The sequence below is a fragment of the Proteiniclasticum sp. genome (assembly GCF_032054185.1).
Classification (GTDB): Bacteria; Bacillota; Clostridia; order Clostridiales; family Clostridiaceae; genus Proteiniclasticum.
Genome location: NZ_DAMBTF010000033.1, coordinates 1 through 20,748, shown reverse-complemented (window position 1 = coordinate 20,748; position 20,748 = coordinate 1). Strand labels below are relative to the sequence as shown.

The following is a 20,748-nucleotide window of genomic DNA, read 5'->3' as shown; positions in this document are numbered from 1 at the left end:
AAAAAAAGAAAAGCAGTCAAAGTTTTTCAACTCTAACTACTTTGTCTACAGTCTGGACAGCTGAATCTTTTCAGCTGTCTCCTACCAATTATATGCTTGGAGGATAATTATATTCTTCTGGCACCTTTGATTCTGTAGTTTCTCACATGCCAGCTGATATCCGTAATCATTACTGATTTTCCTGGGCTAGGTGCATGAATCATCTTATTGTTTCCGATATAGATACCTACATGTGTGACTGAAGACTGTCCAAAGTACAGGATGTCACCAGGCTGTGCATTTGAAATGGAAACATATGCACCTGAGGATGCCTGACCTCTGGATACTCTGGGTAAACTCACGCCCTGTGATCTGAATACATACTGGATGAAACCGGAACAGTCAAATCCGCTTGGTGAAGTTCCTCCCCATACATAGGGAACACCGAGATACTGGTATGCTTTATTCACTATGGCATTGCTGGATACTGATGCTGAGCCTGTGTAGCCTGAGCTGCTTGATTGAGCTCTTTCTCTTGCGAGTTTACGTTCTTTGAGAACAGATTTGGCTTTTTCAATTAATGTTACAGCTTCCTGATCAGCTACTTCTGTTATGATTTTAGTTCTTACATTTCTCAGTTCTGTTATAGCCGCATTCAGCTGGTCATCGGTGCTGGATGAATCATTTACGATGGATTTACTGGCTGAAATCAGAGATGTTTCTGTTACAGCAAGGTTTCCTTCGATTTTACTTTCTTCCGCCTGCATCTCTGCAAGTTTCACGTCAGCTTCATTTTTCTTAACTTCTGCAGCAGCCATATCTTTTGCGTTTTCAGCATTCAGCGCTTCCAGTGCATCAATGTCCTTCTGCAGATTATTTTTTTCATCTTCAAGCTCAGCTTTGATCTGCTCGATTTCTTCAAGAAGCTGCTTGTCGATTTTAGCAATCTTTATGATGGCTTCGGTTCTGGAAACAAGATCGGCAATACTTTCCGAACCGAGGATTGCACTGATCATTCCGGCGTTGCCCTGCTTATACATAGCACGAAGTCTTTCACCATATTCCTCGATTTTGATCTTAAGTTCAGCTTCTGTCTGGTTGATACTATTTAGTGTAAGCTCTTTCTGAGCTTCTACTTCTACGATCTTTACATTGTTTTCATCGATTTTTACCATGATGTCGGTAATTCCGTCCAGGATAACATCGATTTCCATGTGCAGAATGTTTATTTTCTCTTCAATTTCCTTGTATTCTGCCTGCTGTTCTAGCATTTCCTGCTGCAGTTCCTCTGAAACAGGTGCTGCCGATACTGGGGTAGCTACTCCGAATAATGCAGAGCCAGTGATTAAAGCCGCAATGACTTTCAACTTGATATTCTTCATTGTGTTCTCCTAACCATTAAACATTACAAATTTATTACAGGCTTATTATAGAGGTAAGATATGTGGAAGTTATGAAGATTATTAAAAAATGATTAAATTTTGTGCGTTATTTCGTGTTAAACGTTCAGATCAGCGCATTTCTGTTCATTATTCATGCCTTTTACAAAGTATTCAGGAATAATTCATCTGTTATGGGTATAATCAATGCAAAAGGAGGTAAATAAATGAAAAAGTCAAATAGAAAGACGCTATCCAGTATTTTCATTGCTTTATTTTCAATGGCGGCGGCCGTTCTGGCTGTAGGTACAGTTCTTCATAAGATGGGTCTTTTGAATATTGAGTGCTGCAGCGAGCACGAAGATAATAAAGACAGAGGAGAATATTTCTGACTAACCTAGGTAAAAGCTGAATATCCTATTGAAATCTGCTTATAATGTGATAACAACGAAGAAAAGAGGTGCGTATTTATTGGCAGAGGTAAAATTTGAAATCATCGAAAAGATCGGAGAACTTTCAAAATCTCCGAAAGGCTGGACAAAGGAGCTTAATCTTGTCAGCTGGAATGAGAGGCAGGCGAAATATGATATTCGGGAGTGGGATCCGGATCATGAAAAAATGGCAAAAGGAATCACACTCTCAAGGGAAGAAGCGGTCAAACTGAAAGAGCTTCTGAACGGTCTCGATTTATAGCAGCGTGTTTCATGGTGTGTATCCGCTTGGGATACGCACCTTTAACTTTATGTGAAAAGATTACATTGTTTCAGTTCAATCCGTGCCCGTTTTGCTGTAATATAGGAAATATAGTGAAATAATGAAGTTTTGAGGTGGACCATATGAAATTACGTTTTAGTCCGTATCTCGCTGCCGGTATTCTGATTCTTGCCGTCTATCTGATTGTGGATCGGTTTATACAGCCTATTGTACCTGTTATAGCAATACCTGTTCTTCTTCTTTCCATCGTGCTCATCCTCATAGATGGGATCAGGAAAAGACAGAAAAAGTAAAGAGTAAGGTCGTGGAATCATGAAGATTAAAGTTTATCAGCTCAATTCGTTTGCGAAAGTCAGCGGCGGCGGAAATCCTGCCGCAGTCGTCCTGAATGCGGAAAATCTGTCACAAGAGATGATGCAGGAGACTGCAAAAATCATTGGCGTGTCCGAAACGGCATTTGTCATGGCCTCGGAGAAAGCCAATTACAGAATCAGATACTTCACACCGGTTTCTGAGGTGGGACTTTGTGGCCATGCGACAATTGCAGTGTTTTCTCTTCTGAAGGAACTGAAAATCATAAGAGATGGAGAATACTTTCTGGAAACAGCAGCAGAGGTACTAAAGGTAATGATCAGCGGAAAAGAAGTGCTCATGGATATGCAGAAAGCGACATTCTACAACCATATCGATGCTTCCATTGTGGCTGATACGCTGAACATCAGTCCTGAAGATCTTATGGATGGGCCATATCCGCAAGTGGTGTCAACAGGCCTTAAAGACCTCATTATTCCCTTAAAGAGTAAGGCGATTCTTGATGGCATTGTTCCTGATTTCAGAAAAATCGAGAGGATATCCGAGATGAATGGTATTGAGGGGTATCATCTTTTTGCGCTGGATGAAAATGTAACAGCCTGGACAAGAAACTTCGCTCCGCTTCTTGGTATTCCTGAAGAGTCAGCTACAGGAACAGCCAGTGGAGCATTAGCGGCTTATCTCTACTGTCATGGACTGCTCAGAGAAAATCAGAAGCGTGACCTGATCTTCAGGCAGGGTGAATCCATGGGGAGACCTTCTGAAATCAGGGTGGTCATGACTGCTTCGGATAAGGATATTGAAAGGATACAGGTTGGTGGCAGCGTAATGGACATTACGAGATTCGATCTGGAGATCTAGCGGTCTGATGAATGAATGATTATAATCTGCATTTCGCGTTTGATAAACTCTCTTTAGGGAGACAGTGAAATAAATACTGTCTATCCTAAAGAGAGTTTTTATCATGCTTTCTGGGCACGCGCCACAAAAGAAAACCGCAGACCATGAATGCTGAAGCATCCCTTGATCTGCGGATAATCCCGTTTGTTAGTACTGTATACATTTATTGTTTTTTTTATGATGGATCAGAGATGAAATCTCATGGTGCTTGTTATATATGCATTCTTTTTCCGAATTCATTTCGGATACTGTTTCCCTGAAGGATAAAAATGGCTGAAAGGAAAATCAGACTGATTGCAATGCTGATTATTGAAGGGTATCTGACGTCCACCCAACCAAAAACGAGAAACAGAACGGGGATGATGCCGAACAGTGCACACATCAGTGCATAGGTGATATAATCTCTGTTTCCCAGCTTCATGATGATTGCAATGGCATACATGAGGATCAGGGCTATGATGCAGAGAATGGGAATGACATAGTTAAGTGACCATCCGCGCCAGCCTGTATTCCAGTCCCAGAATATGGACAGCAGTGAAATAATAGCCACCTGCCAGACGATTTTCTTCGGGATATGGAATCTTTTCTGCACCAGAAAAATCATATCGATCCAGATACTGCCAAGACCCAGAAGAATAAGGATCGGCCAGTTCAGCTCCACAGGATAGATAAAATAGATGGTGAAGCTGAGTACCACCAGTACGATGGAGATGAAGATCAGTACCTTCAGTTTCATATGACTTTTAAGATAGGATGGAACCTCGGGGAAAGTGATCAGTCTGTCTTTTTCATTCACCTGTGGGAGCTTGTTTCCGCATAGCGGGCAGCTCTCACGAGTTTCAAGGACACCTATATTGCAATGGTCGCAGTGCTGCATGGTATTCACTCCCTTATATATTTGATGAAATGGCTACAGTAACCCCTTTTTCAGTCAGAAACTGAAAGAAGATCCTCTGAATGTCGGTATCATGGAAGGGTGAAATAAAGTTGATGACAAGCTCATCCAGATAGGAACAGATGACGATCTGCGGTCTTCTGGCACTGACATAAATACTGAACTTCTTGATAAAAGGTTCAAATTCCTTAGGCATAACGATTCTGCCTACATTCGAAATGGAAGATGTGATGTGGCGATCTCCCAGAGCGTTCGCTATCTTCAGTGCGATGTCCTTTATCGGAAGTGGAATGATTCTTGCGAACGGATTTTTTTCCAGAGACATGAGCTCGTCAAGATGGGCATTGATCTTCTCTTTAGTCAGTTCGTTCTTGAAACTTTCACTCACAGAGGTGATGATATCCTGAAGTTCATGGCTTTCTTTTGAAAAATCATACTGAATATTCATCGTACCGAAAAAGTTTCTTGCGGTTCTTGATTCGAAATATTGTCTGAGGTTTATGGGTACCTGAAGAACCACCGGGTTTTTTCTCATTTTCGATGGCATATCTCTATTGATTGCATAAAAGTAGAGTGCAGTGAGAAATATCGTCATGGTCGTATCATATTCATGGGCCAGTTCCAGCACTTTCTTTGCCGAAAGAGTACCTTCAATCAGTTTGGTTCTATTCTCCTCGACTTTACTTCCTCGGATCTGATATGCACGTGCTGATGGAATCTTTTCCACCGCATCGCTTCCGGATCGTTTATAATAGGTCTTTTCAAAACTGTCAGCTGTTTTCTGGCTCATCGATGCTTTATGGCTGATGTATGGGAAATCCTCAGGTAGAAGATGGCTGTACTTGATGGTCATATAATGATAGATCAGGGTTTCAAAGAACCATATGGCACCGGCACCATCACTTAGTGCATGGAATATTTCCACACTGATCCGGTTTCTGAAATAAAGTACGCGAAAGAGGAGGCTCTTTTCCTCCTTTATGTACAATGGCGCACAGATGGGCTTCTGCTCTTCCTCTACGACGGGTTCAAGATCACTAGCCTCAAAGTAGTACCAGAATGCGCCTCTTCTTAGAACGGACCGGTAAAAAGGGAAACTCTCCAGAGTGGGTCCCAGAGCTCTTCTAAGTGATTCCGGGTCTACTTCCTCCATCAGTTCACAGGAAAGTCTGAAAACTTTCGTATCCCTGTTGGTGGTGGTAGGAGGGAAGATTTTTGAAGCATTATCAAGTTTTGACCATTTGACTTTTCTGTTTTCTTTCAACCTGCTCCCTCCCGGATGCATTAACCTTCCTCTGAAAGGAAGAGCTTTATTATTTCGTAAGTGCTATCGATGGTATCCTGTGCAAGAGGATTCCCCAGATATCCGTGTATTGCATCATTCATTCTGAATACACGGACTGTATTTCCCTGACTTCTCAGTTTCTTTCCATATGCTTCACCCTCATCACGCAGAGGATCGAATTCCGCAGTAATGATCAGTGTTTTCGGCTGAAAAGTGAGATCTTCAGAGAGCAGAGGCGCAACATAGGGATCTTTTCTTGCTTCTGCATCAGGAACATAAAGCTCCATATAATCCTGTATTCTCTCTGCCGTCAGAAGATAATTTTCTCCGTTTTCCAGAACGGATCTGTAGGGAGACGCTTCTGTATGGTCATAGTACGTTGCAGGGTAAATGAGTATCTGTCTTTCTGGATGGAAATCGCCAGTGTCTCTTGCTTTGAGTGAAACAACTGCTGCAAGGTTCCCGCCTGCGCTGTCTCCGATGAGAGTGATATTCTCCTTTTTACAGCTCAGGAGCTGAGGATTCCTATAGATCTCCCGTACAGCGATATAACAGTCCTCAAGTCCCATGGGAAAGGGATGCTCAGGCGCAAGAGAATAGTCAATGGAGACGACAGTATGTTTTGTGGCTTCAGCCAGCCCCACGCATACTGGTGTGTAGGAATCGATGTCCCCGATGACCCATCCGCCGCCATGAATGAAGATCATGACCTGTGGTGAGGGTCCTGATTGAGGATGAAAGACTCTTATGGGTATTTCACGGTCGCCAGACATGATTTTCCGGTCCAGACTCAGGTAATCGCTCTTCAGAGACGGAGTCATGATTTTCTGAACCTTGCGATATAAACGGTAGTTTTTCTTGATATTCAGGTTGATGCCTGACAGGGCTTTTAATGTTATCCTGGTCCATTGCTTCATATTGTAATCTCACTTTCTTTGAGCTTAGTATACCTTATTATTCCTGAGCTTTGAAGGAAAATCTTGGCTTTTGATTCCTGGATGGATGATGAATACTTTCAAATTCAAAGTTTATTGTCACTAAGTGTGAACAAGGTTATAATGAGACGGTAAATAAGAATTGTAATTGAACACAAGTACAGAGATTTAAAGGAGGCAGATCATGGAAAGAACTATAGGAACAGTATCGCGCGGAATCAGAGCCCCCATAATCAGAGAAGGGGACGACATATCGAAGATTGTGGTAGAGTCTGTAATGAAGGCTGTGAAAGCGGAAAACATCATTCTTCAGAACAGGGATGTCGTTTCCGTTACAGAAGCTGTGGTGGCAAGGGCACAGGGAAATTATGCAGCAGTAGACCATATTGCGTCAGATGTTAAAGCAAAATTCGGTGGAGAAACAGTAGGTGTGATTTTTCCGATCCTTAGCCGTAACAGATTTTCATTATGTCTGAAGGGGATAGCAAGAGGTGCTGAAAAGATCGTCCTTATGCTGAGTTATCCAGCAGATGAAGTCGGGAATGCCCTTGTTTCACTGGATATGCTCGATGAAAATGGTATAGATCCCTACCAGGATGTGCTCACAGAGGAGCGCTTCCGAACTTTATTCGGCTATGAAAAACATCCGTTTACAGGAGTGGACTATATCCAGTTCTATAAAGAGATTATTGAAGCAGAAGGATGTGAAGTGGAGGTTATTCTTGCCAATCAGCCTAAAGCGATTCTGACTTATACCCGATCTGTTCTGAGCTGCGACATCCATACCAGATTGCGAACGAAGAGACTTCTCGTTCAGGCCGGAGCGGAAAAAGTATACAATCTCAGCGATATTCTGAACGTTTCCATAGACGGAAGCGGATACAATGAGGATTATGGTCTTCTGGGCAGCAACAAAGCAACGGAAGAAACACTGAAACTTTTCCCGAGAGACGGACAGAAGGTGGTTGATGAAATTCAGAGCCAGCTGAAAGAACTGACAGGAAGGGATATTGAAGTGATGATATATGGTGACGGTGCCTTCAAGGATCCCGTTGGCGGAATCTGGGAACTGGCAGATCCGGTGGTGTCTCCTGCATATACTAAAGGTCTTGAAGGACAGCCGAATGAGATCAAGCTTAAGTATATCGCGGATAATGAATTCTCACACCTTAAGGGCGATGAACTCAAAGAAGCGATTACTGCATATATCAGTCAGAAAGGTGAAAATCTCTATGGGGATATGACAGCAGAAGGCACTACGCCTCGAAGACTGACAGATCTCTTAGGCTCACTGAGCGATCTGACTTCAGGCAGTGGGGATAAGGGAACACCGATCATCCTGATTCAGGGATATTTTGACAATTATGCAAAATAACCTCAGAGCCCTGTTGATAAATGCGGGTAATCGATATGAGAATTGAACCGTTTCTGTCCATGCTTCACGAAAATGCACTGTTCAGGGGATTAAGCCATAATGAGCTGAAAGATATGCTCTCATGCTTCGGTGCTTATCTGTCCTTTCATCAGAAGAATGAAACTGTTGCCATAGAAAACGAAAAACTTGAAGGAATCGGAATCATCCTAGAGGGAAGTGTTTCCATCGGAAAGGACTCCGCTTCAGGAGACAGGATGATGATCGCAAGACTAGGTACAGGAGAGATGTTCGGAGAAGTTGCAGCATTTTCAGGAACTGTATGGACAGCCACTGTCGTTGCAGAAAAAGATACCAGGATCCTGTTTATTCCTCCAAGAGCTTTTCTTGAAACAGAGAACACGGATTGTGCCGGAAAACAGAAGGTGAGCCTTAATCTTCTTCAGATCGTGTCCATGAAGGCAAAACACCTTAATGAAAAAATCGAACTCCTTTCGCTGAAAGGAATCAGGAAAAAAATATGCGGATATCTGCTGATGCAGCACGGGAAAACCATGGAGAACGAATTTACCGTTCCTTTGAAAAGGGGAGAAATGGCGGAATTTCTTCAGGTATCCAGACCATCATTATCCAGAGAACTGACCCTTCTGAAGGAAGAGGGAATTATCGATTTTGAGGGAAGCCACTTTCAGCTTAAAGATATGGACGCACTGGCAGACCAGCTTAAATTCTGAATATCAGACACGGAGCAGTCATGAATGACAACACATCATTCATGACTGCTCTTTCTCTCCAGAGAATAAACTTCGGAAAATACTGCTGATAAACGTTCTCAACTGTTTATTTCTGGTATCTCCAGATACCGATTTATTTTCTTCTGAATGCTAGACTGGTAAAGACGCTGATTTTATGCAGAATGAAAAGGAGAAAAAGATGCAGAATGTATATATCGATCATCGGGATACACTTTTCCAGGTGACAGAAAATCATAAAGAGGCACTTGAACTGCTGGTCTCATTGGGGTTTGACAATCTTAAAGATGAAAATCAGAGGCAAAGCCTTGGACGTGTCATCAGTATAGGTGATGCTTTAAAAACGAAAGGGATCAGTCTTGATGCTTTCAACCTGCAGCTTAGAGACAGAATTGCACTTTCCTCCGAGACAGCCCAGCTTAAAGGGCATTTTCATAGCACGGTGAAGATGGCTGGTGTTCTGCCATGCCCTGTTAGAGTACCGCTTATGGAGGCTTTTGAGTCCTGGACAAGCCGGCAGACATTTGATTTCAATCTAGAATACGATCTGAAAGCCGCATCCATGGGCATCAGCTGGCTGGAGGAGACACTGGCGGAGAAGGGAAGTGATGACCTTCCGGATCTGTTCATATCAGCGGGCTTTGATATGTTTTTTGACAGGAAGCTTTTCGGGAAGTTCAAATCCGAGAATCTCTTTGAGGACTTTTCAGGATTTGAAGAGTATCATAAAGATTTTCAGAATGGATATATGAGCCTTCCAGATCCAAAGAAACAGTATTCGATGATCGGGGTTGTACCTGCAGTTTTTCTTGTCAACATCAAGGAGCTTGGGAACAGACAGGTACCTCTGAGCTGGGCAGACATTCTGAAGGATGAATTCAGAAACAGTGTCAGCCTTCCTGTGAGCGATTTTGACCTGTTCAATGCGATTCTGCTCAATATCTATAAAATGTATGGGGAAGAGGGAATCAAAAGACTTGGACATAATATGCAGAGAAGTATGCATCCTTCAGAGATGGTCAAGTCACATATGAAACTTCTGGAAAGACCAAGTGTGACCATCATGCCTTACTTCTTCACTAAGATGGTAAAGAAAGGCGGTCCGATGGAAGCCATATGGCCCGAAGACGGAGCAATCATGAGTCCCATTTTTCTCCTGACGAAAAAGAATAGAAAGAAAGAACTGAAGCCCATTGTGGATTTCCTCTGCTCGAAAGAGGTTGGGGAGATACTCTCCCATAACGGCAGATTTCCCAGTGTGAATCCGGATGTGGATAACCTTATTCCCTCGGAGAACAGATATATGTGGCTGGGTTGGGACTTTATCGAAGAACATGATCTTTCAGCGCTCATCAGAAAATGTGAGAAGCTGTTTGATCAGGCCATGAAAGGGGAGATCTAAGATGAATCTGGTTACCGTTTCGGGACCGCCGTCTTCAGGAAAGACATCGGTGATTCTGAAAACCATAGATGCCATGAAAAAAAGAGCACTTGCAGTAGGTGTTGTAAAGTTCGACTGTCTATATACTGATGATGATGTTCTCTATCAGAAGGCAGGAATACCTGTCATCAAAGGGCTTTCAGGATCACTTTGTCCGGACCACTATTTTGCGAGCAATATCGAAGAAGTGGTCAGATGGGGGAGGAAAAAAGATCTTAGTCTTCTGATCACCGAAAGTGCAGGTCTGTGCAACAGATGTTCGCCCTATATCAAAGGCATTAAATCAATCTGTGTAATTGATAATCTGAGCGGGATCAATACACCTAAAAAGATCGGACCCATGCTGAAGACAGCTGACATTATTGTGATCACTAAAGGCGATATCGTATCACAGGCTGAAAGAGAAGTCTTTGCCTCAAGGGTCCATTCTGTGAATCCTAAGGCTGTGATCATGACCATCAACGGTCTGACAGGACAAGGCGCATACGAGCTCAGTACACTTCTCTATGAAGAATCGGAAGACGTACAGACCGTACGTGGAAGAGAACTGAAGTTTCCCATGCCTTCAGCACTATGTTCATACTGTCTTGGAGAAACAAGAATCGGTGAAGAGTATCAGATGGGTAATGTAAGAAAGATGAAAATAGGTGATGCCGATGCATAAGACATATCATAAGAAAAAACTTGCTGATCTTTTGAAAGTCTATCCATTCATTACAGGATATCTTGAGCAGAATAAACTGGATATGAGAGGTAATGAAGACTATACTCTGGAAGAATATCTGAACCTGATTTCGGAAGAAGAGCGTGAAGAACGGGCTATGGATATTCATAAACTTGCTTCCGATTTCGATGCATACATCGATCAGATGATTTCCTTTCTTGGTCTGGATAAGGAGACGGTAGACAGTATCACCATCCTTGCCGGGAAAGACAAGTCGGGCAATGCCGAAACATTTGGCGAACTGACCATCAGAAAAAGCGAGATTGTATCCATAGTAGGACCCACAGGTTCAGGAAAAAGCAGACTCCTGGCTGATATCGAGTGGGCAGCGAACAAAGATACGCCTACAGACAGAGTCGTACTCATAAACGGTGAGACGGCAGACAAAGAACGAAGATTCTCAACAAGCAACAGACTTGTTGCACAGCTCTCCCAGAATATGAATTTCGTCATGGATCTGAGTGTCAAGGAGTTTATCGAGCTGCATGCACTGAGCCGTATGGTTGAGAATGTGGATGATGTCATCAAAAGGATCGTAGATGCCGCAAATGATCTGGCTGGGGAGAAATTCAATCTTGACACACCGATCACAGGTCTAAGCGGAGGACAGTCCAGAGCGCTTATGATTGCAGATACGGCAATCTTAAGCAGATCACCGATTGTGCTCATCGATGAAATCGAGAATGCGGGTATAGACAGAAAGCGTGCTCTTGATCTTCTGATCAGTGAAGAGAAGATTGTACTGATGGCAACACATGATCCCAGTCTTGCACTGATTGCAGATAAAAGAATCATCATCAGAAACGGAGGGATCTACAAAGTGATCGAGACCGAGAACGAAGAGAAGTCCATCCTGGAGGAGCTGGAGAAAATGGATGCAATCATCAATCAGATGAGAACCAGCCTGAGAAAAGGCGAAATTCTTGAAATCAATAAATATAGAATGAGAGAGGTAGAAAAACATGCATGAAGGATGTAACGGAAGTTTTGCAAATGGAGAAGAGGTAGTCAGCAAGGTAAGGTTCATGGGCTTTTCTGAACAGCTGATGCCAATGCCACTTGTCATCAGCTGTGTGGAATGCAGAAGCGATTTTGAAATGAGCACTTTTGAAGACAGATGCCCTAAGTGCGGTATGGTCTATGGCGTGACGCCCTGTCATGCATTTGATCCGGAGAATATCAAAGCGGCTGGAATCGGATATTAATTCTTTTCTTCAGCTTTCTACAAAGGACTGCCATTTATTAAACAGCAGGAATTGTTACAGCCAGCGAACTTAAAACGCTGGCTTTCAGTTCGGTCAGACGGAATTTACTTGTCTTCATGAATGTATTCTAGTGATTTTTACAGGAAATGGGACAGACCTGACAGGTCAAAGAAGCAAATTATTAGAAAGCTTATTGCCTTGAATGCATGCACTTACGAATTTAGTTAACCGGATAAAATTTATGCTCTGGTATTTTGCAGGCGATGATATTTTCTCCTCTTTCTTTGGTAGAATGGTAATTAAGAACAGGACTTGTTATAGAACAGTATGTCATGGTAAGGGGGAGAGTATGACAGTAATCGGAAATCAGAAACTTAAAATTCTATACCTGATGAAGATGTTCACTGAACTGACAGATGAGGACCATAGTATCCGAATATCTGATATGATCGAGGAGCTTGATAAATATGGAATATCTGCTGAAAGAAAATCGATTTATGCGGACATTGAAACACTGAAAATCTTCGGTATGGATATCAGTATGAGAAAGTCAAAGAATACAGAATACTATCTGGCCAGCCGAGACTTTGAACTTGCAGAACTGAAGCTGCTTGTGGATGCCATACAGTGTTCGAAATTTGTGACGCATAAAAAGAGCTTTGAACTCATCAAGAAAATTGAACAGCTGACGAGCAAGAAGCAGGCACAGACGCTGCAGAGGCAGGTGTATGTGGCCAATCGCGCGAAGTCAGTCAACGAAAACATCTATTATAATGTCGACAAGCTCCATCAGGCTATTGCAGAAAACAGGAAGGTTTCATTCCGGTATTTTGACTACAGTATCAGTAAAGAGAAGGTATACAGGAAAGACGGAGAACGTTATTATATCAGTCCCTATTCATTATCCTGGGATGATGAGAACTATTATGTCATAGCATATTATGAAAAGCATGACAGTTTTGTTCACTATAGAGTGGATCGCATGAGTGACATCACCGTTCTCGATGAAATTAGAAATCCGTTAAAAGAAGAAACCAGATTCAATATCGCAGAGTATGCCAAACAGACTTTCAATATGTTTAACGGTATTGACGAGATTGTCCGCCTTGAGTTTGACAACGATCTGGTCAATCAGGTTCTCGACCGTTTTGGGGCAGATATCCTGATCGAGAAGATGAGCGAGAGTACTTTCTCCATCCGTACAACTGTCAAGGTGAGCAGCACCTTCTATTCCTGGCTTGCGCAATATGGGAAAAAGGTGAGAATTATCTATCCGGAACAGGTAAAACAGGATTTCGTGAAATTTCTGAACGAAATCCTGAATCAGTACTCAAATAGAAAAGAATCCTGATTTTTCAGGATTCTTTTCTTTAGCTGCGTATATATAGATATTGTCCGCTGATCATTGTTTTTTCCACCTTGATGTCCTTGATTGCAGAGGCTTCCACATCGAAATAGGGATCGCTCAGAACTACGAGATCTGCATAGTATCCTGGAGCGAGCCGTCCTTTCCGATCTTCCTCAAAACTCATATGAGCCGCATTTACGGTGACATTATCCAGTGCAGAAAAACGGTCAACACGTTCATGGGGGTAATATCCTTCTTCAGGATACATCTTCAGATCCTGACGGTTGACAGCAGAGTGCAGGTTTTCCATGACATGGAACTTTTCAATAGGCGCATCAGTGCTGTAGGCCACTTTGATGCCCATCTTATCCATAGTACCGAATGCATAGGAAGTTTCTGCCATTTTCTTTCCTACACGATCTTCCACGATATGCATATCGTTATGAAGAAAAATCGGCTGAGCGTATACCATTAGATTCAGTTTCTTAATTCTTTCAAGTAGCGGTCTGTCGGTAATCTGCACATGAATGAGACCATGTCTGTTGGGATTACCTTCTCTCATGATTTTTTCATAGCAGTCCAGAACTCTTTCAATAGCACCATCTCCGATAACGTGAATTGCGGTCTGTATATCATTTTCTTCTGCCAGAGTGATGAATTCCATGATTGATTCTTCACTCATGGTGGCTATTCCATTATTTGACGGATCATCTGCATAGGGTTTCCGCATATATGCCGTTCTTGCACCTAGTGAACCGTCTGCATACATTTTCAGTAGTCCATATCTCAGGAATGAACCATCACTCCTGTCCCATCCGCTTTCTATACGTGACTGGAAAGTTTCGATTTTCTCAGCATGCACCTGATGATAGATTCTGACTGCATTCTTATCCCGGGTGTAAATTCTGTAGGCTTCCTCCATGATATTTGAATCGTCACTGTCCAGCCAGATGTCATTGACCTGAAGAGAGGTCAGTCCTTCTTTGAGCGCATCTTGAGCAGCAGATCTGATGTGGTTTACTATACTCTCCACTGTGACTTTTTCAAGCAGTATATCTAAAAGCCTGATGGCATTTTCCCGGAAGATTCCATTTGGCTTTCCGTCCGGACCCAGATCAATCTGCCCACCTGAAATATCTGGGGGAGGGTCAGAAAGATTGAGCATTTCTAAAGCTTTGGAGTTGATGACGGCAAGATGACTGCAGGCTCTTGTGAAAATTACAGACCTGCTGAGGGTGATTTCATCAAGATCCCGTTTATCCGGAAGTCTTTTCTCTGCAAAGTAATCCTGGTTGAATCCTCTTCCTGATACAGGTCTGTCTGATTGTTGTTGCTTGCTGATGAACCTTCTACCTCGTTCTACCAAATCTTCTACTGATGAAGAGTCATAGAGGTCAACTGTAGAGCGTGCAAGACCAGACTGATAGAAGTGAAGATGTGCATCGTTGAATCCTGGTACCACTGTTTTTTCTCCAAGATCTTCTATCTCATCAGGGCTTAAGTATATTTCCATTTCCATGGCTTCAGCTCCAGATGATACGATGACACCATCCTCAATATATAAGGCGTTTGTAAACGCATCGCGGTTCTGGTAGATCTTTCCGTTTTTTAAGAGCAGACGCATAGAAGCCTCCTTATGTGCAGCTGAGATGGACGGCTAAATTTCTGCCTTAGCCGTCAGTGTTGAATCTATTTTATCATAAAGTTCATTCAGATCATTAAATTGATTGTCCTATGATGGAGATTCAGGACGAAAATTAAATGAATCTGTTACGATTATTACAAAATTGTTATTGTATAAGCTATAGGATAGGTAGAACTATGTTATACTGTTAACATCGTATATTTTCAGAATAGAAAGAATGATTGTGCCATCTGGAGGAGTGCTATGAAGAAAATCAATTATCCGCTTTTACTAGGTGGAGTGATTCTAATCCTTTTACTGGTCCTGACCTATTTTCCCCATGTCTTCACCTCAAGGGATCCGATACATGAAGAACCGCCGAGGTATATCGAATACATGAAAGACGGAGAACTTGTTGAAGAACTGTCGGTCAATCCCATGAGACCGAACACCATAAATGTGATGGGCACAGATGATGCAGGTAGAGATATTTATGCAAGACTTGTGTACGGAACAAGAAATACAATGAGACTGGGTTTTCTGATTGCGCTTTTTCGAATGCTGATAGCATTGCCTTTAGGTATACTGTCAGGAATGGGAAACAGAACCGTCAGTCAGATCATCAGATTTTTCAGCACTTTTTTCAGTGCTGTACCGGTTCTGATTTTCAGTTTTGTTGTGCTGAACTTCAACTACTTCTATAGGATGCAGATGGGCAGATCCATTCTGGCCTTCTCCATTGTGCTTACCATTGTAGGCTGGTCTAAACTTGCCTCTATGATTGAGGATGTCACAAAAAGAATCATGGATGAAGATTTTATAGAGGGAGAGATCGCAATCGGGAAAACGCGACTCCAGATTGTCTTTCAGAATGTACTGCCTCACGTTATACCTGCAGGCGTAAGTCTGTTTTTCAAAGAAATGGCTATGGCGCTGTTTCTTGTTGCACAGCTGGCCGTACTTTACGTCTTTGTCGGTACGACAAGAGAGATCAAAGCTATGGCTTTCAGAGCGAACTACCAGATGGGTCTTGAACCTGAGTGGGGTGGAATGCTCTCCCGAATCACTTCCGATGTCATGAAATTTGAGGAGGTATGGTGGGCATCCTTATTTCCCGTTCTCTTCTTCGCAACGGCCATTATGGGAATCAACCTTCTGGGAGAAGGTCTCCGTATGGAGTTTCAGAAAAGAAATTCAAGAATCATCAGTCTGATCAGACAGGGGTTTGCAATGCTTTCTCCAAAGCTTCTCTATCTGCAGATCAGGGAATTCAGAAAGTATTACAGACCGGTCCTTGTGAAATTCGGCGCTGTGCTCCTCATACTGATCTATATCTTCGTACCCAGATACAAAAGTATCGTACCTTTTCAGACGGACAACGCCATAAACCAGGTGATCGCTCTATCCGGGCCTGAGTTTGAAGGTCGGGTAAGCGGGAGCAGAGGTGGATACGAGGCAGGTAATTATATCATCGATTCTCTTAAATCTTATGGATATGAAGTCAGCACCGTGGAGATCAGTTATTACGAAAATGAAAGAAATATCGAGAATCTGAAGATCATGGCACCCATGACCGTCGCTGAAGGTGAAATCTCAATCAAAGCGGAGGACGGCTCCGTTAAGACCTTCAGACTTCATGAAGACTTTACTATCTTTTCACTCAATCGGGATGAACTGATAGAAGCTGGGGGTAGTGATTTCTTCTATAAGGGAATCGCTGCAGATGAAAATCATCTTGAGGCTGTTCCAGTCGACAGGGAGGTATTTCCTGTATCGGAGAGATATATCAGAGAGTTTCTTTCTTCAACAGCTTCACCGTTCAGTGAAAATAATATGAGGGGTGGAAATGTTTTCGGTGAAAAGGAATCTGCAAGGGAATACCGCCTCCAGTTTATGCTTCTGGATGATTATGAGTCTCGAAGCAATGCTTATCTTCATAAGACGCACACAATCCTCCCTTTTAAAAATCTGAGGGAAGAACTACTGAAGGGCTATGCTGAAATCGAAGTTTCCTTCAGCTACCCGGAACTGCCTGAATATGAGGGAAGAATCATTGAAGCTTTTCTGCCTGGTGATGAGTACACCAGGGAAAAGCCTGGTGAGACCATCGTCATCGGAGCATCTTATGACGGGATATATGCACCTGACAACAAAGCTTCAATTATGACCGCTACTCCGGCAGCAACGTCGTTAGAAGTGGCAAGAGAAGTATCAGAACTGTCGCCGCTTAATAGATCTGTCTCGTTTGTATTCTGGGATAATCAGATTGAAATCAAAAAAAACACGCCTGAAGAGGGCGCTTCCTACTACCATCATGAAGAAATGAAGACCATCGACATGGTTACGGATGGAGGATATTACTATTATGAAATTGATTTTGCGGGGCTAGGCAAGAAAAAGGATCTTTCTCTTGTCACTTTTCCCGCTCAGGGAGGAAGAAAACCTTCTTACCTCATCGGGACTCAAATGGAAAAAGTGCTTAAGGATATGAAAGTTCCATATAGAAGATTCCAGAGCATCTATTCCAATACAGCAAGCAGTTCCAGTTTAGGTGTATTTGATATGGTGACGAGATCTGCGCTCAATCTACGACTTAATGCTTTCTTTACAGTAGGTATCGGACAGTCACATGTTCATGAAATGGGTACAGAGAAAGACAGATTGGAAAATCTGAACAGAAGCAATATGGGCAATATCGGACAGGTCGTGCTTGACAATCTCACCATGAACCCTTATCTCATGGGAGAGACACCCTGATGGAAGAATGAGGAGAGAAATATGATAGAAGTCAGAAATCTGAAAAAACACTTTGTGACAAAAAACAGCCTCTTTGGAGATGAACCCGAAGTGATTCACGCGGTAAACGGCATCGATTTTACTGTAGGTAACGGAGAAACCTTAGGTCTTGTTGGTGAATCTGGCAGCGGAAAATCAACAACCGGAAGACTGGTCTTAAGACTTCTGGAACCTACATCCGGATCGATATTACTGGACGGAAAAGACATCAGTACCATTTCCAGCAGAGATTTCAGGAAAATCAGAAAAGATCTGCAGATGGTCTTTCAGAATCCCTATTCTGCACTGGATTATAAAATGACGATAGAAGATATCCTCATACAGCCTTTGCAGATTCATAAAATTGTCCCGCCCCTTGAATATAAGACCGAGGTTTACAGACTTCTGGACCTTGTAGGCCTTGATAAGGCATCAGCCCGAAAATTTCCCCACGAGTTCAGCGGCGGACAACGCCAGAGAATAGGGATAGCAAGAGCTTTGTCGACTAAACCGAGGTTCATTGTCTGTGATGAACCTGTATCCGCACTGGATGTATCCGTCCAGTCTCAGATCCTGAACCTCACCATGGATCTTCAGAAGGAATTTGGTCTGTCCTATCTTTTTATCGCCCATGATCTCCATGTCATCAAACATGTCAGTGATCAGGTGGCCATCATGTATCTGGGGAAAATTGTGGAAACAGGAAACAGCGAAGAACTTTTTAATCGGCCGATGCACCCTTATACGAAGGCGCTCCTTGCTGCTGTGCCTGGTCAGGGTGAGCATAAACTGTTGGGTGGAAGAAGACTTGAAGGTGAGATACCAAGTTCTATAAAACTTCCTGATGGGTGCGCTTTTCACACAAGATGCCCATATGCCATGGACATCTGTAAAGAGAGTATTCCCATACTCACCGAAAGAGAAGGAAGAAAAGTTGCCTGCCATCTGTATCCCTAATGAGTTGAAATCTGGAGGTAATTATGAATTCAAGGCAAAGGAAGCTATTAAGAATCATATTGGGAAACGTCCTGCTTTTATTCTCGGTAATCGCAGGTGTGATCGTCATTACGGGTGTGCCAATAAATTTTGACATCATCTATGAAAAAGGAAGGTATCAGCCTAATATGCCCATGGCTGAAATATATCGTGCAATAAGGTCGAATTTTGAATTTGTCATTTCCGGAAAAGCAAGAGATCTGGATATCCTTGGCGAGTCTGTGGGCAGTATCTTCAACACCGCAGCAGGAAGAAGCGGAATCGTTCTTTTCTTCGGTATTCTTCTCGCTGTGATTATCGGCATTCCAAAGGGAATCATCGACAGCCGAAAGAAAGATCGAGCAGGAACATTTAAAATGCTTCAGTCGCTTGTGCCGCTTTCAGTTCCTGATATTCTGACTATAGGTCTTGTACAGATACTCGCGCTGTATCTGTTTAAGAATGGTATGACTTTTCTCGGCATAGGACCGATTGAGTTCAAAGGGGATCAGTTCTGGTACAATTCAATCTACCCGATTCTATCGATCTCCATCCTCCCGGCAGCCTATATTGCAAGAACGACAGCTACAGCAATTGAGGAAGGTTTCTCAAAGCCTTATATTCTGGCTGCAAGAGGGAAGGGCTGCTCAAGATATAGAATCATCAAAAACCATCTCATGAAAAGTGTAGTTTATGAGGTTCTATCTGTGTTTCCTACAATTCTGACCATGATGTTTTCCAGTCTGGTGATCGTAGAACGACTCTTCTATTATAGAGGCATCGGCTACCATATGATTGAGTTTTATACCTCAAGCAGGATAGATCCTGTACAGGGGAATATGGCTTTCAGTTATTTTATGACCATAATGGCAGTTGTCTATTTCTTCATTCTGCTGATGTTCAACGTTCTCAAAGATGTAGTGATACCACAGGTGAAATCATGATTCGCGGTCTAATACGCGTCAGGAGGAAAATATGTCACTTCTTAATGTAAAAAATATTAAAACATACTTTTTTCTGGATGGTGAAGAGCTTCCAGCTGTTGATGATGTGAGCTTTACACTGGAACAAAACAGGACTCTTGCCATCATTGGTGAATCGGGAAGTGGGAAGAGTGTTCTTGTTCTGAGTATCATGAAACTTGTTGATCATCCTGGAGAAATCATCCAGGGTGAAGCGTATTTTATGGGAGAGACTGAAGGCGATCTGCTCAGGATGAAGGAAAAAGAAATGCAGAAGATACGTGGAAACGAAATTGCAATGATCTATCAGGATCCCATGTCCACGCTTAACCCACTGATTCCTGTCGGAAAACAGATTGAAGAAGCGCTCTATATCCATAAGAAGGGATCAAAGAAGGAAATCAGAAAAAAAGCCATGGAACTGATGACCGACGTAGGAATACCTGATGCGAAAAAAAGGTATGGAGATCTGCCCAGACAGTTCAGCGGAGGTATGAGGCAGAGGATCATGATCGCCATGGCCATTTCCTGCGCGCCAAAGATCCTGATAGCCGATGAGCCCACAACAGCTCTGGATGTGACCATACAGGCGGAAATTCTGGATCTTCTCAAAAAACTTCAGAATGAGAACCAGATGGCTATGATACTGAATACACATGATTTAGGGGTTGTAGAAGATATGGCACATGATGTGTGTGTGATGTACTGTGGAAAAATCATGGAGAAAGCGCCTAAAGAGAAACTTTTCCTGAATCCTATGAATCCTTATACCATCGGACTTATCGAATGCATGCCTGGTAAAGGTGAAGCTAAGGGAAGGTTGAATGCCATAGAAGGGTATGTTCCTCATCCCTCTGATTTTCCCAAAGGATGCAGGTTTTCAAATCGATGCCCCTATGCCATGGATAAATGCCATGAGACATTGCCCGAACTCAAAGAAGTAGCACCGGAACATCACGTAAGATGCTGGCTGGTCGAGGATGGAATACCGCTTATTCGCAATTAAATGGTGTAATGGTCAACAGATTGATACCTGAAGCCCCAGGAAGGTCTCAAATAGCCATTTCTGTCCTTACGAGTTTGACAATTGCTCTCATCTCCGTTAGAATAGGTATGTACTAAGAAATCAGTACTTTAACGCGGGGTGGAGCAGTTGGTAGCTCGTCGGGCT

At 42.8% G+C, this 20,748-nt stretch carries 20 protein-coding genes; 15 read left to right on the top strand and 5 right to left on the bottom strand.

Annotated features, from left to right (window positions below):
• Positions 1-107: 107 nt before the first annotated feature.
• Entirely contained in the window at positions 108-1,361 is a 1,254-nt protein-coding gene (locus RTX25_RS13410; protein WP_312654422.1) for an NlpC/P60 family protein, read from the bottom strand.
• Between the two features lie 224 nt (positions 1,362-1,585).
• Here RTX25_RS13410 and RTX25_RS13405 point away from each other — a divergent pair, with 224 nt between their 5' ends.
• The 4 genes from RTX25_RS13405 to RTX25_RS13390 all read left to right on the top strand — a co-directional run bounded on the left by RTX25_RS13405 (position 1,586) and on the right by RTX25_RS13390 (position 3,245).
• Positions 1,586-1,750 carry a hypothetical protein gene (locus tag RTX25_RS13405; RefSeq protein WP_312654421.1) on the top strand — a complete coding sequence of 55 codons (165 nt, stop codon included), beginning with the start codon at positions 1,586-1,588 and terminating at the stop codon, positions 1,748-1,750.
• Between the two features lie 79 nt (positions 1,751-1,829).
• Positions 1,830-2,051: a PC4/YdbC family ssDNA-binding protein gene (locus RTX25_RS13400; protein WP_312654420.1), complete on the top strand. Its 222-nt coding sequence runs from the start codon at positions 1,830-1,832 to the stop codon at positions 2,049-2,051.
• 143 nt (positions 2,052-2,194) lie between these two features.
• Positions 2,195-2,365 (top strand): hypothetical protein, encoded by a 171-nt coding sequence (locus RTX25_RS13395; protein ID WP_312654419.1) that lies wholly within the window; start codon positions 2,195-2,197, stop codon positions 2,363-2,365.
• A gap of 19 nt (positions 2,366-2,384) precedes the next feature.
• Positions 2,385-3,245: a PhzF family phenazine biosynthesis protein gene (locus RTX25_RS13390; RefSeq protein WP_312654418.1), complete on the top strand. Its 861-nt coding sequence runs from the start codon at positions 2,385-2,387 to the stop codon at positions 3,243-3,245.
• Between the two features lie 250 nt (positions 3,246-3,495).
• Here the strand turns inward: RTX25_RS13390 and RTX25_RS13385 are convergent, their stop codons facing one another.
• From RTX25_RS13385 to RTX25_RS13375, 3 genes are read right to left on the bottom strand one after another with little or no spacing between them, the layout of a single operon-like run.
• Positions 3,496-4,161, bottom strand: a complete 666-nt coding sequence (locus tag RTX25_RS13385; RefSeq protein ID WP_312654417.1) for a DUF6320 domain-containing protein — start codon at positions 4,159-4,161, stop codon at positions 3,496-3,498.
• A 13-nt stretch (positions 4,162-4,174) separates the two neighbouring features.
• Complete coding sequence (locus RTX25_RS13380; RefSeq protein ID WP_312654416.1) at positions 4,175-5,443, bottom strand: hypothetical protein; 1,269 nt, start codon at positions 5,441-5,443, stop codon at positions 4,175-4,177.
• Positions 5,444-5,463: 20 nt separating this feature from the next.
• The gene (locus RTX25_RS13375) at positions 5,464-6,381 is read right to left on the bottom strand and encodes an alpha/beta hydrolase (RefSeq protein WP_312654415.1); all 918 of its coding nucleotides are present in this window, start codon (positions 6,379-6,381) and stop codon (positions 5,464-5,466) included.
• A gap of 202 nt (positions 6,382-6,583) precedes the next feature.
• On the opposite strand from RTX25_RS13375, the gene RTX25_RS13370 reads away from it, so the two are divergent.
• From RTX25_RS13370 to RTX25_RS13340, 7 genes are all read left to right on the top strand, one after another.
• Positions 6,584-7,774, top strand: coding sequence for a coenzyme F420-0:L-glutamate ligase (locus tag RTX25_RS13370; protein ID WP_312654414.1), 1,191 nt, complete (start codon positions 6,584-6,586; stop codon positions 7,772-7,774).
• Positions 7,775-7,809: 35 nt separating this feature from the next.
• Positions 7,810-8,505, top strand: a complete 696-nt coding sequence (locus tag RTX25_RS13365) for a Crp/Fnr family transcriptional regulator (RefSeq protein ID WP_312654413.1) — start codon at positions 7,810-7,812, stop codon at positions 8,503-8,505.
• Positions 8,506-8,704: 199 nt separating this feature from the next.
• A complete protein-coding gene (locus RTX25_RS13360) occupies positions 8,705-9,925 on the top strand; it encodes an ABC transporter substrate-binding protein (protein ID WP_312654412.1) in 1,221 nt (406 codons plus the stop codon).
• Between the two features lies 1 nt (position 9,926).
• Complete coding sequence (locus RTX25_RS13355; RefSeq protein WP_312654411.1) at positions 9,927-10,628, top strand: GTP-binding protein; 702 nt, start codon at positions 9,927-9,929, stop codon at positions 10,626-10,628.
• Positions 10,621-11,658 (top strand): ATP-binding cassette domain-containing protein, encoded by a 1,038-nt coding sequence (locus tag RTX25_RS13350; protein ID WP_312654410.1) that lies wholly within the window; start codon positions 10,621-10,623, stop codon positions 11,656-11,658. The genes RTX25_RS13355 and RTX25_RS13350 overlap by 8 nt, the downstream gene beginning before the upstream one ends.
• Positions 11,651-11,893, top strand: coding sequence for a hypothetical protein (locus tag RTX25_RS13345; RefSeq protein ID WP_312654409.1), 243 nt, complete (start codon positions 11,651-11,653; stop codon positions 11,891-11,893). Before RTX25_RS13350 ends, RTX25_RS13345 begins: the two co-directional genes overlap by 8 nt.
• 349 nt (positions 11,894-12,242) lie before the next feature.
• A complete protein-coding gene (locus tag RTX25_RS13340) occupies positions 12,243-13,244 on the top strand; it encodes a WYL domain-containing protein (protein ID WP_312654408.1) in 1,002 nt (333 codons plus the stop codon).
• Positions 13,245-13,263: 19 nt separating this feature from the next.
• On the opposite strand, the gene RTX25_RS13335 is transcribed toward RTX25_RS13340, so the two are convergent.
• Positions 13,264-14,865: an amidohydrolase gene (locus RTX25_RS13335; RefSeq protein WP_312654407.1), complete on the bottom strand. Its 1,602-nt coding sequence runs from the start codon at positions 14,863-14,865 to the stop codon at positions 13,264-13,266.
• Positions 14,866-15,129: 264 nt separating this feature from the next.
• Between RTX25_RS13335 and RTX25_RS13330 the strand changes: the two genes are divergently transcribed.
• The 4 genes from RTX25_RS13330 to RTX25_RS13315 are packed head-to-tail and all read left to right on the top strand — an operon-like array spanning position 15,130 to position 20,583.
• Positions 15,130-17,622, top strand: coding sequence for an ABC transporter permease subunit (locus RTX25_RS13330; protein WP_312654406.1), 2,493 nt, complete (start codon positions 15,130-15,132; stop codon positions 17,620-17,622).
• A 21-nt stretch (positions 17,623-17,643) separates the two neighbouring features.
• Positions 17,644-18,597 carry an oligopeptide/dipeptide ABC transporter ATP-binding protein gene (locus tag RTX25_RS13325; RefSeq protein ID WP_312654405.1) on the top strand — a complete coding sequence of 318 codons (954 nt, stop codon included), beginning with the start codon at positions 17,644-17,646 and terminating at the stop codon, positions 18,595-18,597.
• Between the two features lie 23 nt (positions 18,598-18,620).
• Positions 18,621-19,559 (top strand): ABC transporter permease subunit, encoded by a 939-nt coding sequence (locus RTX25_RS13320; RefSeq protein ID WP_312654404.1) that lies wholly within the window; start codon positions 18,621-18,623, stop codon positions 19,557-19,559.
• Between the two features lie 31 nt (positions 19,560-19,590).
• Complete coding sequence (locus tag RTX25_RS13315; RefSeq protein WP_312654403.1) at positions 19,591-20,583, top strand: ABC transporter ATP-binding protein; 993 nt, start codon at positions 19,591-19,593, stop codon at positions 20,581-20,583.
• The last annotated feature ends 165 nt before the right edge of the window (positions 20,584-20,748 follow it).

Excerpts from the sequence above, each read along its gene's own strand:
- RTX25_RS13330 (WP_312654406.1), top strand. The coding sequence starts at position 15,130 with ATGAAGAAAATCAATTATCCGCTTTTACTAGGTGGAGTGATTCTAATC.
- RTX25_RS13410 (WP_312654422.1), bottom strand. The coding sequence starts at position 1,361 with ATGAAGAATATCAAGTTGAAAGTCATTGCGGCTTTAATCACTGGCTCT.
- RTX25_RS13315 (WP_312654403.1), top strand. The coding sequence starts at position 19,591 with ATGTCACTTCTTAATGTAAAAAATATTAAAACATACTTTTTTCTGGAT.
- RTX25_RS13345 (WP_312654409.1), top strand. The coding sequence starts at position 11,651 with ATGCATGAAGGATGTAACGGAAGTTTTGCAAATGGAGAAGAGGTAGTC.
- RTX25_RS13355 (WP_312654411.1), top strand. The coding sequence starts at position 9,927 with ATGAATCTGGTTACCGTTTCGGGACCGCCGTCTTCAGGAAAGACATCG.
- RTX25_RS13405 (WP_312654421.1), top strand. The coding sequence starts at position 1,586 with ATGAAAAAGTCAAATAGAAAGACGCTATCCAGTATTTTCATTGCTTTA.
- RTX25_RS13390 (WP_312654418.1), top strand. The coding sequence starts at position 2,385 with ATGAAGATTAAAGTTTATCAGCTCAATTCGTTTGCGAAAGTCAGCGGC.
- RTX25_RS13370 (WP_312654414.1), top strand. The coding sequence starts at position 6,584 with ATGGAAAGAACTATAGGAACAGTATCGCGCGGAATCAGAGCCCCCATA.
- RTX25_RS13335 (WP_312654407.1), bottom strand. The coding sequence starts at position 14,865 with ATGCGTCTGCTCTTAAAAAACGGAAAGATCTACCAGAACCGCGATGCG.
- RTX25_RS13375 (WP_312654415.1), bottom strand. The coding sequence starts at position 6,381 with ATGAAGCAATGGACCAGGATAACATTAAAAGCCCTGTCAGGCATCAAC.
- RTX25_RS13325 (WP_312654405.1), top strand. The coding sequence starts at position 17,644 with ATGATAGAAGTCAGAAATCTGAAAAAACACTTTGTGACAAAAAACAGC.
- RTX25_RS13385 (WP_312654417.1), bottom strand. The coding sequence starts at position 4,161 with ATGCAGCACTGCGACCATTGCAATATAGGTGTCCTTGAAACTCGTGAG.
- RTX25_RS13365 (WP_312654413.1), top strand. The coding sequence starts at position 7,810 with ATGAGAATTGAACCGTTTCTGTCCATGCTTCACGAAAATGCACTGTTC.
- RTX25_RS13340 (WP_312654408.1), top strand. The coding sequence starts at position 12,243 with ATGACAGTAATCGGAAATCAGAAACTTAAAATTCTATACCTGATGAAG.
- RTX25_RS13350 (WP_312654410.1), top strand. The coding sequence starts at position 10,621 with ATGCATAAGACATATCATAAGAAAAAACTTGCTGATCTTTTGAAAGTC.
- RTX25_RS13320 (WP_312654404.1), top strand. The coding sequence starts at position 18,621 with ATGAATTCAAGGCAAAGGAAGCTATTAAGAATCATATTGGGAAACGTC.
- RTX25_RS13360 (WP_312654412.1), top strand. The coding sequence starts at position 8,705 with ATGCAGAATGTATATATCGATCATCGGGATACACTTTTCCAGGTGACA.
- RTX25_RS13395 (WP_312654419.1), top strand. The coding sequence starts at position 2,195 with ATGAAATTACGTTTTAGTCCGTATCTCGCTGCCGGTATTCTGATTCTT.